This is a genomic window from Klebsiella sp. M5al, from assembly GCF_002090195.1.
Classification (GTDB): Bacteria; Pseudomonadota; Gammaproteobacteria; order Enterobacterales; family Enterobacteriaceae; genus Klebsiella; species Klebsiella grimontii.
Genome location: NZ_CP020657.1, coordinates 1,245,494 through 1,261,128 on the forward strand (window position 1 = coordinate 1,245,494; position 15,635 = coordinate 1,261,128).

16 protein-coding genes are annotated in these 15,635 nt (G+C 58.9%); 5 read left to right on the top strand and 11 right to left on the bottom strand.

Annotated features, from left to right (window positions below; translation table 11 throughout):
• Nucleotides 1-15 precede the first annotated feature (15 nt).
• Genes BWI76_RS05930 through BWI76_RS05940 form a run of 3 tightly spaced genes read left to right on the top strand, consistent with a single transcriptional unit; the run spans nt 16 to nt 4,847 of the window.
• Entirely contained in the window at nt 16-2,541 is a 2,526-nt protein-coding gene (locus tag BWI76_RS05930; protein ID WP_024359098.1) for a fimbrial biogenesis outer membrane usher protein, read from the top strand.
• Between the two features lie 19 nt (nt 2,542-2,560).
• Nucleotides 2,561-4,174, top strand: coding sequence for a fimbrial adhesin EcpD (gene ecpD / locus BWI76_RS05935; protein ID WP_223226924.1), 1,614 nt, complete (start codon nt 2,561-2,563; stop codon nt 4,172-4,174).
• Nucleotides 4,143-4,847 (top strand): fimbria/pilus periplasmic chaperone, encoded by a 705-nt coding sequence (locus tag BWI76_RS05940; RefSeq protein WP_064371482.1) that lies wholly within the window; start codon nt 4,143-4,145, stop codon nt 4,845-4,847. The genes ecpD and BWI76_RS05940 overlap by 32 nt, the downstream gene beginning before the upstream one ends.
• 27 nt (nt 4,848-4,874) lie before the next feature.
• On the opposite strand, the gene BWI76_RS05945 is transcribed toward BWI76_RS05940, so the two are convergent.
• From BWI76_RS05945 to BWI76_RS05960, 4 genes are read right to left on the bottom strand one after another with little or no spacing between them, the layout of a single operon-like run.
• Nucleotides 4,875-5,558, bottom strand: a complete 684-nt coding sequence (locus BWI76_RS05945; RefSeq protein ID WP_049087351.1) for an amino acid ABC transporter permease — start codon at nt 5,556-5,558, stop codon at nt 4,875-4,877.
• Nucleotides 5,548-6,300, bottom strand: coding sequence for an amino acid ABC transporter permease (locus BWI76_RS05950; RefSeq protein ID WP_004133751.1), 753 nt, complete (start codon nt 6,298-6,300; stop codon nt 5,548-5,550). The genes BWI76_RS05945 and BWI76_RS05950 overlap by 11 nt, the downstream gene beginning before the upstream one ends.
• Nucleotides 6,297-7,115, bottom strand: coding sequence for an amino acid ABC transporter ATP-binding protein (locus tag BWI76_RS05955; RefSeq protein ID WP_004133749.1), 819 nt, complete (start codon nt 7,113-7,115; stop codon nt 6,297-6,299). The genes BWI76_RS05950 and BWI76_RS05955 overlap by 4 nt, the downstream gene beginning before the upstream one ends.
• Before the next feature lie 13 nt (nt 7,116-7,128).
• On the bottom strand, nt 7,129-7,938 hold the full coding sequence (locus BWI76_RS05960) for an ABC transporter substrate-binding protein (protein WP_004133747.1): 810 nt from the start codon (nt 7,936-7,938) through the stop codon (nt 7,129-7,131).
• Nucleotides 7,939-8,251: 313 nt separating this feature from the next.
• Between BWI76_RS05960 and BWI76_RS05970 the strand changes: the two genes are divergently transcribed.
• The gene (locus BWI76_RS05970) at nt 8,252-8,434 is read left to right on the top strand and encodes a hypothetical protein (RefSeq protein WP_004129481.1); all 183 of its coding nucleotides are present in this window, start codon (nt 8,252-8,254) and stop codon (nt 8,432-8,434) included.
• 107 nt (nt 8,435-8,541) lie between these two features.
• Here BWI76_RS05970 and BWI76_RS05975 read toward each other — a convergent pair whose 3' ends face one another.
• Genes BWI76_RS05975 through BWI76_RS05995 form a run of 5 tightly spaced genes read right to left on the bottom strand, consistent with a single transcriptional unit; the run spans nt 8,542 to nt 13,074 of the window.
• Nucleotides 8,542-9,237, bottom strand: a complete 696-nt coding sequence (locus BWI76_RS05975) for an ABC transporter ATP-binding protein (RefSeq protein WP_004129484.1) — start codon at nt 9,235-9,237, stop codon at nt 8,542-8,544.
• On the bottom strand, nt 9,230-10,012 hold the full coding sequence (locus tag BWI76_RS05980; protein ID WP_004133745.1) for an ABC transporter ATP-binding protein: 783 nt from the start codon (nt 10,010-10,012) through the stop codon (nt 9,230-9,232). The genes BWI76_RS05975 and BWI76_RS05980 overlap by 8 nt, the downstream gene beginning before the upstream one ends.
• Complete coding sequence (locus BWI76_RS05985) at nt 9,999-11,048, bottom strand: branched-chain amino acid ABC transporter permease (RefSeq protein ID WP_004133743.1); 1,050 nt, start codon at nt 11,046-11,048, stop codon at nt 9,999-10,001. Before BWI76_RS05985 ends, BWI76_RS05980 begins: the two co-directional genes overlap by 14 nt.
• Nucleotides 11,048-11,947: a branched-chain amino acid ABC transporter permease gene (locus tag BWI76_RS05990; RefSeq protein ID WP_004129493.1), complete on the bottom strand. Its 900-nt coding sequence runs from the start codon at nt 11,945-11,947 to the stop codon at nt 11,048-11,050. The genes BWI76_RS05985 and BWI76_RS05990 overlap by 1 nt, the downstream gene beginning before the upstream one ends.
• A 20-nt stretch (nt 11,948-11,967) precedes the next feature.
• The gene (locus tag BWI76_RS05995) at nt 11,968-13,074 is read right to left on the bottom strand and encodes an ABC transporter substrate-binding protein (protein ID WP_024359092.1); all 1,107 of its coding nucleotides are present in this window, start codon (nt 13,072-13,074) and stop codon (nt 11,968-11,970) included.
• Here BWI76_RS05995 and BWI76_RS28285 point away from each other — a divergent pair.
• Entirely contained in the window at nt 13,067-13,210 is a 144-nt protein-coding gene (locus BWI76_RS28285) for a hypothetical protein (protein WP_162685300.1), read from the top strand. The two genes, BWI76_RS05995 and BWI76_RS28285, sit on opposite strands and share 8 nt — an antisense overlap.
• Nucleotides 13,211-13,470: 260 nt before the next feature.
• On the opposite strand, the gene eutC is transcribed toward BWI76_RS28285, so the two are convergent.
• Nucleotides 13,471-14,247: an ethanolamine ammonia-lyase subunit EutC gene (eutC, locus tag BWI76_RS06000; protein WP_004133740.1), complete on the bottom strand. Its 777-nt coding sequence runs from the start codon at nt 14,245-14,247 to the stop codon at nt 13,471-13,473.
• Complete coding sequence (locus BWI76_RS06005) at nt 14,244-15,632, bottom strand: ethanolamine ammonia-lyase subunit EutB (RefSeq protein WP_004133738.1); 1,389 nt, start codon at nt 15,630-15,632, stop codon at nt 14,244-14,246. The genes eutC and BWI76_RS06005 overlap by 4 nt, the downstream gene beginning before the upstream one ends.
• Between the last annotated feature and the right edge of the window lie 3 nt (nt 15,633-15,635).

Consider the following 15,635-nt stretch of genomic DNA (forward strand, 5'->3'; position numbering starts at 1 on the left):
TGACGGATCAACATTATGGCTCAACCAGGGATCGCTCCAGGATTAAAAACACTCTTTGCCTCCGGCATGGTCATCTTGCTGGTTCCATTTAGCGTCACTGCCGCCTCCGACAAAGTACAGCAAATCGGCGGCGTGATTATCCCCCAGGCCTTCAGCCAGGCGCTGCAGGACGGAATGAGCATTCCTCTGTTTATTCACCTTAAAGGCAGCACCGGTACCCAGGACGATCAGCGGATCGGCAATGCCTTTATCTGGCTGGATAACGGCGTGTTGCGCGTACGGCAAATTCAGCTGGAAGAAAACGATAATAACGCCACCGTCAGCGAACAGACCCGCAAACAGCTCACCGCGCTGGCCAATGAAGCTTTCAGCAAAGAACTCAATATTAGCCTCACAGATGATGCGCAGCTACAGCTCAGCCTGCGCCAGCTGCTGCTGCAGCTGGTGGTGAAGAAGGAGGCGCTGGGTACGGTGCTGCGTTCGCGCAGCGAAGATATCGGCCAGTCCAGCGTCAACACCCTCAGCAGCACCCTGAACTATAACCTCGGGGTCTATAACAACCAGATGCGCAACGGCGGCAATAATACCTCCAGCTATCTGTCGTTGAACAACGTCACCGCGCTGCGCGAGCACCACCTGGTGCTCGACGGCTCGCTGTACGGTATTGGCTCCGGCAATCAGGACAGCGAAGTCTATAAAGCGATGTATGAGCGCGACTTTGCCGGTCACCGTTTTGCGGGCGGGATGCTGGATACCTGGAATCTACAGTCCCTTGGCCCGATGACCGCCGTTTCGGCGGGGAAGATCTACGGCGCTTCCTGGGGCAACCAGGCCAGTTCGACGGTATTCGATAACAGCCAGTCGGCCACGCCGGTGGTCGCCTTTTTACCCGCCGCCGGGGAGGTCCATCTGACCCGCGACGGGCGCCTGATGAGCGTGCAGAACTTTGCCATGGGTAACCACGAAGTGGACACCCGCGGCCTGCCGTATGGGATTTATGATGTCGATGTTGAAGTGATTGTGAACGGCCGGGTGGTCAGCAAGCGTACCCAGCGGGTCAATAAATTGTTCAGCCGCGGACGCGGCGCCGGCGCGCCGCTGGCCTGGCAGTTCTGGGGCGGCAGCTTCCATATGGACCGCTGGTCCGAAAGCGGTAAAAAGACGCTGCCGGCAAAAGACAGCTGGCTGGCGGGCGCCTCGGCCTCCGGGTCGCTCAGCACCTTAAGCTGGGCGGCGACCGGCTACGGCTATGACAACAACGCCGTTGCCGAGACGCGCCTGACGCTGCCGCTGACCGAATCCATTAGCGTGAATCTGCAGAATATGCTGGCCAGCGACAGCTCCTGGAGCAGCATCGGCAGCATCAGCGCCACGCTCCCCGGCGGCTTCAGCTCGGTATGGGTCAACCAGGAAAAAACGCAGATTGGCGACAGAATACGCCGCAGCAATGCCGATAACCGGGCTATCGGCGGCACGCTGAATCTCAATTCATTATGGTCAAAGCTGGGCACGTTCAGCATCAGCTATAACGACGACCGCCGCTATAACAGCCACTACTACACGGCGGACTACTATCAGACGCTTTATACCGGCTCGTGGGGATCGCTGGGCCTGCGCGCGGGCCTGCAGCGCTTTAATAACGGCGACAGCAGCGCCAGTACCGGGAAATATATTGCGCTCGACTTCTCGCTGCCGCTCGGCAACTGGTTCAGCGCCGGCATGACGCACCAGAACGGCTACACCATGGCCAACCTGTCGGCGCGTAAACAGTTTGATGAAGGCAGCATTCGCACCATCGGCGCCAACGTTTCACGGGCGATTTCCGGCGACACCGGCGATGACAAAACCCTCAGCGGCGGCGCGTATGCCCAGTTTGATACCCGCTACTCCACCGGTACGCTGAATGTGAATAGCGGCGTGGATGGCTATGTGAATACCAACCTGACTGCCAACGGCAGCGTGGGCTGGCAGGGGAAAAATATCGCCGCCAGCGGCCGCACCGACGGTAATGCCGGGGTGATTTTCAAAACCGGTCTTGAAGACGACGGCAAGCTGAGCGCTAAGGTGAACGGCCGTATTGTGCAGCTCTCCGGCAACCGTAATTACCTGCCGCTGTCGCCGTACAACCGCTATGAAGTGGAGCTGCAGAACAGCAAAAATTCGCTCGATAGCTACGACATCGTGACCGGGCGCAAGAGCCAACTGACCCTTTATCCGGGGAACGTGGCGGTGATTGAGCCGGAAGTGAAGCAGATGGTCACGGTCTCCGGGCGGATTCGCGCGGAAGACGGCACGCTGCTGGCCAACGCGCGGATTAATAACCACATCGGTCGTACCCGCACCGATGAGAACGGTGAGTTTGTGATGGACGTGGATAAAAAGTATCCCACCATCGATTTCAGTTACGGTAAAAACCAGAGCTGCGAAGTGGCGCTGGAGCTGAGCCAGGCGCGCGGCGCGGTGTGGGTGGGCGATGTGGTCTGCAGCGGCCTCTCCACTTATGCCCGCGTGCAGCAGACAGGAGAAGGTAATGAAAGCTAAATGGCTGGCATGTTTAGTCATGTTAACGGCGGCGCTGTGCGTGACGCGGGTCAACGCTGCGGTAAACAAAACCACCTGGCCCGATGCGGCGGCCATGCAGTTTGTTTTTGTGGAAAACAACTCGGACGATAACTTCTTCGTCACCCCAGGCGGCGCGCTGGACCCGCGGATGACCGGGGCTAACCGCTGGACCGGGCTGAAATATAACGGCTCGGGCACCATTTATCAGCAGAGCCTCGGCTATATCGACAATGGCTATAACACCGGCCTGTACGCTAACTGGTTCTTCGATATGTGGCTGGATAACTCGCCGGCTTCCCATCCTTTGAGCGGCCTGCGCTGCATCAACTGGTATGCGGGCTGCGATATGGCGACCAGCCTGATCCAGCCGCAAACCAGCGATGCCAGCGGCTTCTACGGCGCAACGGTAACACCCGGCGGGCAAAAGTGGATGCACGGCATGATGTCCGACTCTTTCTACCAGTATCTGCAGCAGATGTCGGTGGGCAGCAGCTTCTCAATGACCATCAACTCCTGCATGACGTCGGTGAGCTATGACGCCAGCAGCGGCGCACGCTGCAAAGACCAGGCCTCAGGTTACTGGTACGTACGTAATGTCACCCATACTAAAGCGGCCAATCTGCGGTTAATTAATACCCATGCGCTGGCGGAAGTCTTTATCAACAGCGACGGGGTTCCGACGCTGGGTGAAGGCAACGCCGACTGCCGCACGCAGACGATTGGCACGCGTTCCGGTCTGAGCTGCAAAATGGTGAACTACAATTTGCAGCATAATGGCCTGAGTAATACCTCAATTCATATTTTCCCGGCTATCAGCAACTCGGCGCTGGCTTCCGCGGTGGGAAGCTACGATATGCAGTTCAGCCTCGACGGTAACTCATGGAAGCCGGTAAGCGGCATCGCTCAGTACTATACGTTTAACGAGATGAAATCATCAGATTCAGTGTATGTTTTCTTCTCAAGCAACTTTTTTAAGCAGATGGTGACGCTGGGCATCAGCGACGTGAACACTAAGGACCTGTTTAATTTCCGTTTCTATAACACCACCTCGCCGGAGTCAGGGTGGTATGAGTTTTCGACGTCCAACACGCTGATCATTAAACCGCGTGACTTCAGCATCAGCATTATTTCCGATGAGTATATCTCAACGCCGACGCGTGAGGGCTACGTGGGTAGCGGCGAACCGTCGCTGGACTTCGGCTATATTGTCACCACCAGCGGTAAGACCGCCGCCGATGAAGTGCTTATCAAAGTGAAGGGACCAACGCAGGCGATCGGCGGACGTTCATACTGTATTTTCACTTCACCGGACGGTACGTCGAGAGTGCCGTTCCCGGCGACCCTGGCGTTTACCACCCAGACCGGGGCTATCAAAACGTATGACGCCGGATGTGATGATACCTGGCATGATATGACCGATGCCCTGTGGTTAACCACGCCGTGGACGGATATTTCCGGCGACGTTGGGCAGATGGACAAAACGACGGTGAAGTTTTCCATTCCGATGGATAACCCGATATCGTTGCGCACGGTGGAAGATAACGGCTGGTTTGGTGAAGTGAGTGCTTCAGGAGAAATTCATGTTCAGGCGACGTGGCGTAACATTAACTAATTTGCTGCGGATGCTTATCTGCCTGCTGTCGCTCGGACTGGTGACCGCGGCGCAGGCCATCTCGGTCGGTAATTTAACTTTCTCGATGGCGGCGGAAGATGATTTTGCGTCTAAACGGGTGATTAATAACAATAAAAGCGCCAGATTGTATCGGGTCTCTATTGTCGCTATCGACCGCCCCGGCGGCAAAGAGGTGCGCTCCCGTCCGGCGGACGGCGAGCTGTTGTTTGCCCCGCGCCAGCTCACCCTTCAGGCGGGGGAGAGCGAATATTTTAAGTTTTACTACCACGGCCCGAAAGATAACCGTGAGCGCTATTACCGGGTGTCGTTCCGTGAAATACCCACCCGCAATTACGTGATGCGTAATCAAAGCGGGACGGAAGTGAGTATGGATCCGGTGGTAGTGATGGACACAATTCTCGTTGTTCGCCCGCGCGAGGTGCAGTTCAAGTGGGCCTACGATCGTGCGGCGGGTACCGTCAGCAATACCGGGAATACCTGGTTTAAGCTGCTGATCAAGCCCGGGTGTGATACGACGGAAGAGGAAGGAGACGCATGGTATTTACGGCCCGGGGACGTTGTTCGCCAGGCTTCGCTGCGCCAACCAGGGAACCACTACATAATCTATAACGATAAATTTATTAAGATGACCAAAGACTGCCCGGTTAAGTAACCGGGCAGCTTTTTTCGCACTTCGTCGCTAAGCCGCACGACCGGCATAGCGACGGTTCGCCAGCAGGCTCAGGCCGCAGCACAGTAGATAATAAACCGCGCCGGTAAAGACAAATATCGCCAGAGGGTATATCTGCACTCGGTTATTGACCTGGCCGGCAACGGTGGTCAATTCCGGTACGTTGACGATAAACGCCAGCGACGTGTCTTTGAGCAGGCCGATCAATATTCCTACCAGCGAGGGCTGAACGTTACGCAGGGCCTGCGGCAGCAGGATCAGGCGCAGCGTCTGTCCGGGGGTAAAACCCTGGGTCAGCGCCGCTTCGTATTGCCCGCCGGGAAGCGATTGCAGGCCCGCCAGCACCGAATGCATCACCGACGCGGCGGTAAACCACGCCAGTGCCACCGTGACGGTGACCGCGCCCGGCAGATCGCTGCCGGTGAGCATGGGCAGCAGATACCACAGCCAGAAAATCACGAAGATCAGCGGGATGCCGCGAATAACCTCCGCCCACAGGAAGAGCAGCCGCCGCACGATCCCGTCGTAGCGCCAGGCGATCCCCGCCAGCAGGACCCCGCCCGGCAAAGCCAGCGCGGCGGCGCCGATCGCCATCAGCAGCGTCAGCACCACGCCGCCGGGAATACCGTCCGCCAGCCGTCCCCACAGCAGATAATCGAGGTTATCAACGATCACCGCCAGATTAGCGTTCATACCCGGCTCTCCTTTGCTGATTTCTTCCCGGGCCGAGACGCGTCAGCGCCACGCCCATCACCACCCCAAGCGCCAGATACAGCGCGGTGCCGACGGCAAACGCCTCCAGCGCATGCGCGTTGTAGCTCTCGATTTGCCGTACCTGGTAGGTGAGTTCGGCGAAGCCGATGCCGCTCGCCAGCGAAGAGAGCTTCATCAGATTCAGATACTGGCCGATAATCGGCTGCCAGGCGTTTGCCAGCCCCTGCGGCAGCAGAATGTGGCGCAGTTCCTGCCAGGGGGTAAACCCCTGCGACAGCGCCGCTTCCCGCTGACCGTGGCTAACGGCGCGCAGCCCGGAGGCGATCTCTTCGATCAGAAACGCCGAAGTAAAGACCCCAAGCCCCCACATGGAGCAGAGAAACTCCGGCGTCAGCCACCAGACGTTGCCCGGCAGAATCGACCAGCTGTGGTCGTCGTTAATAAAATCGCGCGCCCCCAGCGGCAGCAGATTCCAGGCGGCAAAATACCAGAACAGCAGCTGCACCAGCAGCGGCGTATTGCGGAACAGCGATACCCAGGCCGCCACCAGCCAGCGTCCGGGCCGGCCGCCGCCGAGACGCAGCGCCAGCAGCAGGATAGCCAGCACGGTCGCCAGAATCATCCCGGCGACGCTCACCCAGACGGTGGTGAGAAAGCCGGAGATTATCCACTGCAGCGGCTGCCCGCTCAGCACGCCATGCCAGTCAAGATGCGGGATCACGCCTCACTCTCCTGGTGCAGCGGGTCGAGCACCTTCTGCAGGAAACGGCGGGTGCGGGCGTGCTGCGGTCGGGCGAAAAACTCGGCCGGCGGCGCGACTTCGAGAATATCGCCGCCGTCGATAAACACCACCCGATCGGCAATTTCGCGGGCGAACTGCATTTCGTGGGTCACGACCACCATGGTGATCCCGCTGTGGGCGAGGGTTTTCATCACCTGCAGCACTTCGCCGATCATCTCTGGGTCCAGCGCCGACGTAGGTTCATCAAACAGAATAATCTGCGGCGAGGAGGCGAGGGCGCGGGCGATCGCCACCCGCTGCTGCTGGCCGCCGGAGAGCTGGGCGGGCATCTGCCCGGCTTTATCCGCGAGGCCAACCTGGCTGAGCAGCGCCAGCGAGCGCTCGCGGGCGGCGCTTTTGCCCCAGCCGTGGACGCGTTCCAGCGCGAGGGTGATATTCTCCTGCGCCGTCAGGTGGGCGTAGAGATTAAACTGCTGAAAGACGAAGCCGACCCGGCTGCGCAGCTGGCGCAGGGCGCTGCCGGTAAGCTGGCGCGTCGGTTTACCGTCGATCAAAATCTCGCCGCCGCTGAGGGATTCCAGCTGGTTGATCAGGCGGATCAGGGTGGATTTGCCCGATCCCGAAGGGCCGAGGATCGCCACCACTTCGCCGGGTTCAACCTGTAAATTTACGCCGTTCAGCACCCGATGATCGCCGTAGCTTTTGGCGACATCGCGGAACTCAATGCTGGCGCGCTGCAGATGCGAAAAATCCGCGGACGATGCCGCGGAGCGTGAAAATAGAGCCGATAACATAATCTTTTTCTGCTTATTTAGCTTCGATAGTAAAGGCGCGCGGCTGCGGGGTTTTGGTGCTCGGGCCAAACCAGACGTCGTAAATTTTTGCCGCTTCACCGGATTTTTCCAGCTTGACCAGCTCGTCATTTACCGCTTTCAGCAGGGTCGGTTCGCCTTTCTTCACGCCGACGCCAATCTCTTCTTTACTCAGCAGGTCGGGGATGATTTTGAAGTTGGCCTTGTCGGGCGCTTCCGCCAGCAGTCCGGCGAGGATGGTGCTGTCCTGGGTAATGGCCTGCACGTTGCCGTTGCGCAGGGCGGTCAGCGCCAGCGGAATGTCGTCATAAGAGAGTACGCGCGATTGCGGGAAACGCTGATGCAGCGCCTGTTCGCCGGTAGTGCCTTTTACCGCGCCGATGCGCGCTTTGCTGTAATCATCAAGCTTATCCGGGGATTTCGCCGGGACGAGGAACTGCTGGCCGGTCACGAAGTAAGGCGTTGAGAAATCAATCACCTGGGCGCGCTCCGGGGTGATGGTGATATCGGCGACGATCAGGTCGGCCTTACCGGACTGCAGCAGCGGAATACGGTTGGCCGGGTTGGTGGCGACCAGCTCCAGCTTAACGCCGAGAGATTTCGCCAGCGCTTCGGCGAAGTCCACGTCGTAGCCGACGATTTTATGCGTTTTTGGGTCTACCGAGCCGAACGGCGGGTTGGCGTCGAAGGTGGCGACTTTGACCACCCCGGCGGCTTTGATATCGGCTAATTGATCGGCCTGAGCCTGCGCGGCGAGCACCAGCATGCCCAGCGCCAGCGCGATTTTTGTTTTTGCAATGCGCATAGTTTTCCCCTGAATCCCTGTTTTGTTTTGTGTTTATCACGCTCCCACAAATCGCCCGTCGGCGGCAAAGAAGAAAAAGTTCTTATCTATAACGAAAAAGAACTTAACAAAACTGTGGATATTGTTTACCCGCATGGGGCTACCAAACTGGGGAAAGTAGCCCGGACAGGTGCGCAGCACCGCCTCCGGGAAGATCCTCTCCCCCTTAATATGCATCCCACAGAATTACAAATCCGGAATTGATATTTCCTGCCCGCCGTCAACTGTGGTTGAAATAGACCGAGGCAAAAACGCTTCCCGACGGAGGAGAAAAATGAAAGTGGCGCTGTGGCAACGCATAACGGGCTGGCTGGCTTCTTTATCTGGATCTGGCGGAGAAGCCGGGCAGCAGGATACCCAACGCATTATGGAGGCGATATTACCGGTCGCCAGTCTCTACGGAATTGAGCTTGGCAACGTAGAAACAAGGTGGTTTCGCCATGATAAAACATACTGAGCGGCGCAGGACGCGTGAAGCCTACTGGAACGAGGTGTGCTTTGTGTAGCGCGAGGCTGTTTGCGGTTGCGGCGACGCAGGAAGCGATGCCGCAGCCCTGAACAGCTTTATCCCCCAAGATACATCCGCTTAATCTCCGGATTCGCCAGCACCTCCGCCGCCGGGCCAGAGAGCATAATCTTCCCATTCTCCAGCACATAGGCGCGATCGGCGATGGTCAACGCCGCCGTGGCGTTTTGCTCCACCAGCAGCACGGTAATATTCTCCTCCCGCAGCTGCTTAATCGTTGCGAACAGCTCACCGACAATTTTCGGCGCCAGTCCGAGGCTTGGCTCATCGAGCATCAGCAGTACCGGCTCGCTCATCAACGCTCTGGCGATCGCCAGCATCTGCTGCTCGCCGCCGCTCATGGTCCCCGCCATCTGGGTACGCCGCTCTTTCAGCCGGGGAAACAGACTGTACATGCGATCGCGCAGGCGGGGAAAGCCGGCGAGGTTGTTGTAGGCCCCCATGCGCAGGTTTTCTTCGATGGTCAGGTTGGTGAAGATGCGTCGCCCCTCGGGCACCAGCGCCAGCCCCTTACGCACAATCTGATGCGTCTGGCTGCGGGAAATATCCTCGTTGAGAAAATTGACCCGCCCGGTGGAACGCACCAGGTTGACGATCCCGTTGAGGGTGGAGGTTTTCCCCGCGCCGTTACTGCCGATAAGGGTCACAATCTCCCGGTCGTGAATATCAATGTCCACCCCTTTCAGCCCCTGAATCACGCCGTAAAACACTTTTAACTCGCGCGCGCTAAGCATAACGAACGTCCCCCAGGTAGGCGGAAATCACGTCCGGATCCTGAATGGCTTCGGACATCAGGCCGCTGAACAGCGGTTTGCCGTACTCCAGCACCATCACCCGCTCGCACAGCTTGTTGACGAACGGCATATCGTGCTCGATCAGCAGCACGCTGAGCCGGTAGTCGTTGCGCATGCGGAAGATCAGATCCGCCAGCTCTTCCGTTTCTTTCGGGTTCATTCCGGCGGCGGGTTCGTCGAGCAGCAGTAATTTTGGCGACGTCGCCAGCGCGCGGGCGATCTCCACCTTGCGCTGGTTGCCGTAGCTGAGGTTGGTGGCCTGCACGTCGGCGAAATGGGCGATGCCGATATCGTCCAGAATCGCCATCGCTTTGGCCTTTGCCGCCCGCTCGGCGGGGAAGTAGCGGCCAATATGCAGCGCCGCTTCCAGCAGCGAATAGCGGCTGGCGCTGTCGAGGCCGACCATCACGTTTTCTAATACCGTCATCGAGTTAAACAGGCGGATATTCTGAAAGGTGCGGGCGATCCCGGCGTTGACCACCCGGTTCGGCTTCAGCCCTTTTAGCGATTTTCCCGCCAGGGTCACGCTGCCGCTGGTCGGTTTATAGTTGGCGGTAATCACGTTAAACATCGTGGTTTTGCCCGCGCCGTTAGGGCCAATCAGGCCAAAAATTTCCGCCTCGTCGACGTGGAAACTGACGCTGTCGATGGCCCGCAGGCCGCCGAACTGCATGGTCACGTCCTGTACCTCTAAAATGACCTTATTTTGCGCCATAGCCGCGGCCCCTTTTGCCCACTTGCCAAATCTCTTTTTTGCCCAGCAGACCTTCGCGGGCGAACAGCATGATGATCAGCAGCAGCAGCGAGAACACCACCATTCGCAGCCCCGGATACGCGCCCAGATCGTGACCGAAGAACTGGAGCGGCTGGTCGAGAAAGCGCAGCCACTCGCCGCTGCCGACCACCAGCACGGTGCCGAGCAGCGCGCCGGTAGTGCTGCCCAGGCCGCCGAGCACGATAATAATCAGCAGTTGGAAGGTGAGCATAAAGTCGAACAGGCCCGGCGAGATGGTGGTCAGCAGCGAGGCCAGCAGGCCGCCGCCGATCCCTTCGAAGAAGGCGCTGGTGGCGAAGGCGCAGGTTTTAATGCGAAACGTGTTCACCCCCATGGCGATAGCGGCGTCTTCGTCGTCGCGCACCGCCTTCATCATTCGCCCGTACTTCGACCACACCAGCTGCAGAATCATCCCGGTCGCCAGCAGGGCGAACAGTCCGCACCAGAACAGCAGGTGCGGCTGCTGCGGGATGTCGTTGAGGCCAATCGCGCCGTTGGTGATCTGCGGGTTGTTGATAGCGAGGATTTTAATGATAAAGCCGAAGCCGAGGGTCACAATCGCCAGGTAGTCGCCGCGCACGCGGAAGACCGGCAGGGCCAGGCACACCGCCAGCGCCGCCGCGCACAGGCCGCTAATCAGCAAGGCGGGCAGGAAACCGGCGTGCAGCACGAGGATCCACGGGCTGGGCGCGGCCATCTCAAACATATCCAGCTTGCTGTCGCTGGAGAGGATCAGCAGGGCGGTGACGTAAGCGCCGACCGCCACAAAGCCGTTGGGCTCCAGCGACAGCTGCCCGGTCACGCCGTTGATCAGGTTGTAGCTGACCGCGAGGATCATAAAGACAAAAATAGTGCTGATGACGCGAATAATGTAGTCGTTGAAGACGACGTTGATCCCGGCCAGCAGCGCGACGCAGAGAACAATAATGACCAGGTTGCGCAGCTGCGCCCCGGCGGTAGTCGTAGCGTTGAGCATCAGAAACGGCTCCTTTCCAGACGTTCATCGCCCATAATGCCAACCGGGCGGAACAAGAGGACCAGAATCAAGAACATAAAGGCAAAGGCGTCTTTGTAGCCGCCCAGCTCGGGAAAGAGGGCGACCGCCACCACTTCGGTAAAGCCGAGAATAAAGCCGCCGAGTACCGCGCCGGTGACGCTGCCGATCCCGCCGAGTACCGCGGCGGCGAACGCCTTCAGGCCAATCAGTACCCCCATCAGCGGGTCGATGGTGGGGTAGCTGATGGAGTAGAACACCCCGCCCAGCGCCGCGAGGCTGCTGCCGAGGGCGAACACCAGTGAGATAATGCGGTTGGCGTCGATGCCCATCAGGCGCACGGTATTGACGTCGAAGGCCACCGCGCGGATCGCCATCCCGTAGCGGGTACGGTACAGCAGCCAGAGGATCGCCAGCAGCAGCAGGACGGTAATCAGCGGCACGATCCACGCCACGTTGGTGATAATCACGTCGCCAAAGGCGCGGGTGTTATTGAAAAAGTCCGGTGCGGAAAAGAAGCGCGAGCTGCCGCCAAACAGCACGTTGAACAGGTTTTCGAGGAAGAAGCTGACGCCGATGGCGGTGATCAGCATTGAGATTTTGGAGGCCTGGCGCAGCGGGCGATAGGCTACCCGGTCGATCAGCATCCCGAACAGGCCGCACAGCGCGAGGGTCAGGAAAACGGCTACCCCGAAGGGTAGCCCAATGGAAGAAAACAAAAACAGGGTGGTAAACGCCCCGACCATCATCACGTCCGCATGGGCGAAGTTGATCAGGCGCAGCACCCCATAAACCATCGTATAACCGATGGCAATCAGGGCGTACATGCCCCCAAGGCTCATTCCATTGACCACTTGCTGGAGAAAAATGGCACCATCCATCTGATATCCCTTATAAAACCTTAAGGATTAACCACGGTACGAAACGCCAGCTTGCCATCCTTCACTTCGTTGATGACCGCGCTGCGGATAGCGTCGCCGTTTTGTAACGTCAGCGTGCCGGTCACGCCCTGGAAGTCCTTAGTGGCGCGAATTTTTTCGTTAACGCAAACCCGGTCGTGCGGGTCGCTGCACTGGTTCATGGCGTTGATAATGACGTTATAAGCGTCCGCCGCCATTGCGCCCCAGGTATGGGTCGGCTGCTGGTATTTGGCTTCCCAGGCTTTGATAAACACCTCGCCCGCCGGCGTTTGCTCTTTGGCGTTCGGCGAGTAGTAGTCGGTGGTCATATAGCCGTTGACCGCGTCTTTACCAACGTCAAAAAAGACCTGATCCGCCGCCAGTCCGTCGCCGCCGACCACCGGTTTGCTCAGCCCCAGCTGTTTAGCCTGTACGGCGATGAGCGCCCCTTCGGTGTAGTAAATCGGCATATAAATCATGTCGACGTTCTTCGCCTTCACGCTGGCCAACTGGGCCTTAAAGTCTTTGCTGCCGCCAGGGGCCTGAACTTCGATAGGTATGGTGCCGCCGTTTTTCAGGAACTGCGTGCGGAAGGCCTTCGCCAGGCCGACGGAGTAGTCGTTGCTGCTGTCGAAGACGATGGCGGCGGTTTTGGCCTTCAGATCGCGCGAGGCGAGGTTAGCGCCGACCACGCCCTGGAAGCTGTCGGAGAAGCAGACCCGGCTGACGTAAGGATGGTTGCGGGTGACGCGGTCGTTGGTGGCGGTTGAGGAGACCAGCGGCGTTTTGCTGTCGTCGGCGATTTTGGTCATCGCCAGGGTATTGGAGGAGGTGACTTCGCCGATCACCGCGTCGACTTTATCGCTGGAGACCAGGCGCTGCATGGCGTTAGCGGCTTCGACCTTGTCGCTCTTATCGTCAATCACGATAAGCTTCACGGTGTCGCCGTTTTTTAACGTCGGCGTAATGCTCTGGATAATATCCAGCCCTTTTTGCGAAGGCTGACCGTAGCCGCTCAGCGCGCCGCTCAGCGGCAATACCACGCCGATTTTAATTTCAGCCGCCTGCGCGCTGCTGGCACCGACCCACGCGGCAACCAGCGTGGCCATTAAAGACGCTTTCCCGGAAAACTTGTTCATTGCTACCTCACCGTCGGTCGATTATTTATCTTTAACCATCAATGACTGCATAACATTGAAAAATAATTCGCCAGCGTACCCGGCGAATTATTGGCTGTTATGTTGAATAGATAACGAGATATATTTAATGCGCAGAATTACCTTACAACGTCCGTTTCATTTTTACTCATGCAATATTCTTATTACCTGCAGGAAAGGGCATAAGGCTGATGACAACCCTGTTTTGGGTACGCTGAACGCATTTTGCCGGGTGGCGGCTGACGCCTTACCCGGCCTGGAAAACCCGCAATTTTAGCGCGCGCCAGAATATAATATTCAGGTGCGCCCGATAATATTAAAAATCTATTCTGCTGCTCGCGTGACTTATTATTTTAATTGGCTCAAAGGTTTTATTTTTCCATGCAGTGCCGGATTATCGCTTTCATCTTTCAGGCGCACCCCGGTAAGCCGCCGCAAAAAGGCCTGCTCCAGCAGCCAGGCCAGCTTAAAAGCGGCGGCATCAAAGCTCAGCCCTTCCGGACGAATATTAGAAATACAGTTGCGCTCCGACTCCAGCCGCTGGCGATGCGGCTGCCAGGTTAAATACACCCCGAGGCTGTCCGGCGAGGAGAGCCCGGGCCTTTCGCCAATTAATATTGCCACCGCTCTGGCCTTCAGCGTTTCGCCTATATCATCGCCGAGCGCGACCCGCGACTGGTGCGCCAGCACCACCGGGGCGAGGCTCAGCTCGAGGGTTTTCAGGTACGGCAGCAGAGCGCGGATCAGCGGCACCGCCTGGCGCTGCACGGCGTACGACGATAGCCCGTCGCCAATCACCAGCAGCAGGTCGGCGGGGCGTGCGCCGCTGGCGGCGAGGTCGGCGCGGCTCTCCTCGTTCAGCTGTCGCCCGAGATCCGGGCGATTCAGATAAATATGGCGATCGCTGGCGGCGCTACGCACGGTCAGCGTCGACAGCCCCAGCTCCGCCAGCGGCTGGACTAACTGGTCGCTGGCGAAAGGCTGGTGGATAGCGTCGCGCGCCCGGGCGTGGGCGAGGCCGAAATTCAGCACTTCGCGGGTTGGCAGGCTGGCGCCGCTGCGGCCCAGCGCAATCCGCGCATCGGTAAATTCGCGCAGCGGGTTCCAGGCGTCGGGAGGGTTCATACCGGTTCTCCTTGCGGCAGGACGGAAAGCAGCGGATGGCGGGCATCGGTCAGACGCAGCGCGCCGTGGCGGTCAATAATCTGCATCTTCGTTAGCCAGTCGGCGAACTCAGGCGCATGTTGCAAACCCAGCAGACGGCGGGCGTAAAGGGCATCGTGGAACGAGGTGCTTTGGTAGTTGAGCATAATATCGTCAGCCCCCGGCACGCCGATCAAAAAGGTCAGTCCGGCGGCGCACAGCAGCGTCAGCAGGGTATCCATATCGTCCTGATCCGCTTCGGCGTGATTGGTGTAGCAAACGTCGCAGCCGATAGGCAGCCCCATCAGCTTGCCGCAGAAATGATCTTCCAGCCCGGCGCGGATAATCTGCTTACCATCGTACAGATACTCCGGGCCGATAAAGCCCACCACCGTATTGACCAGCAGCGGCTCGAAATGGCGGGCGACGGCGTAGGCGCGGGCTTCGCAGGTCTGCTGATCAACGCCGTGGTGGGCGTTGGCGGAAAGGCAGCTGCCCTGGCCGGTTTCAAAATACATCACGTTGTTGCCCAGCGTGCCGCGGTTCAGGCTAAGCGCCGCTTCTCTGGCCTCCTGCAGCAGCGCCAGATTAATGCCGAAACCGCTGTTGGCGGCTTCGGTACCGGCCACCGACTGGAACACCAGATCCACCGGCGCGCCGCGCTCAATCAGCTGCAGGGTGTTGGTGACGTGGGTCAAAATACACGACTGGGTGGGGATGGCGAAGCGCTGAATAATATCGTCGAGCATATGGTTAAGCTGCGCCAGCACCGGCAGGCTGTCGCTGGCCGGGTTAATGCCGATCACCGCGTCCCCGGCGCCGTACAGCAGGCCGTCGAGCATGCTGGCGGCGATGCCTTTCATATCATCGGTCGGGTGATTGGGCTGCAGGCGCACGCTCAGGCGCCCCGGCAGGCCGATAGTGTTGCGAAAACGGGTCACCACCCGGCATTTGCTGGCGGCGAGGATCAGATCCTGATTGCGCATCAGCTTGCTGACCGCGGCGGCCATCTCCGGGGTTATCGCGCGGGCGACCTGGCGCAGCGCCGCTTCGTCGGTGGCGTCGTCGAGCAGCCAGTCGCGAAAATCGCCGACCGTCAGATGACGAATCGCCGCGAAGCCCCGGGCGTCATGGGTATCGAGGATCAGCCGGGTCACCTCATCCTGCTCGTAGGGGATCAGCGGATTATCGAGAATCTCGGTGAGCGGAACCTCCGCCAGCGCCATTTTTGCCGCCATCCGCTCTTCGGCGGATCCGGCGATAACCCCCGCCAGCGCGTCGCCGGAACGCGCGGGAGAGGCTTTCGCCATCAGCGTTTTCAGACTATCAAAGCGCCATACCTGGCCCGATAGCGTAGTTTTATACATGTG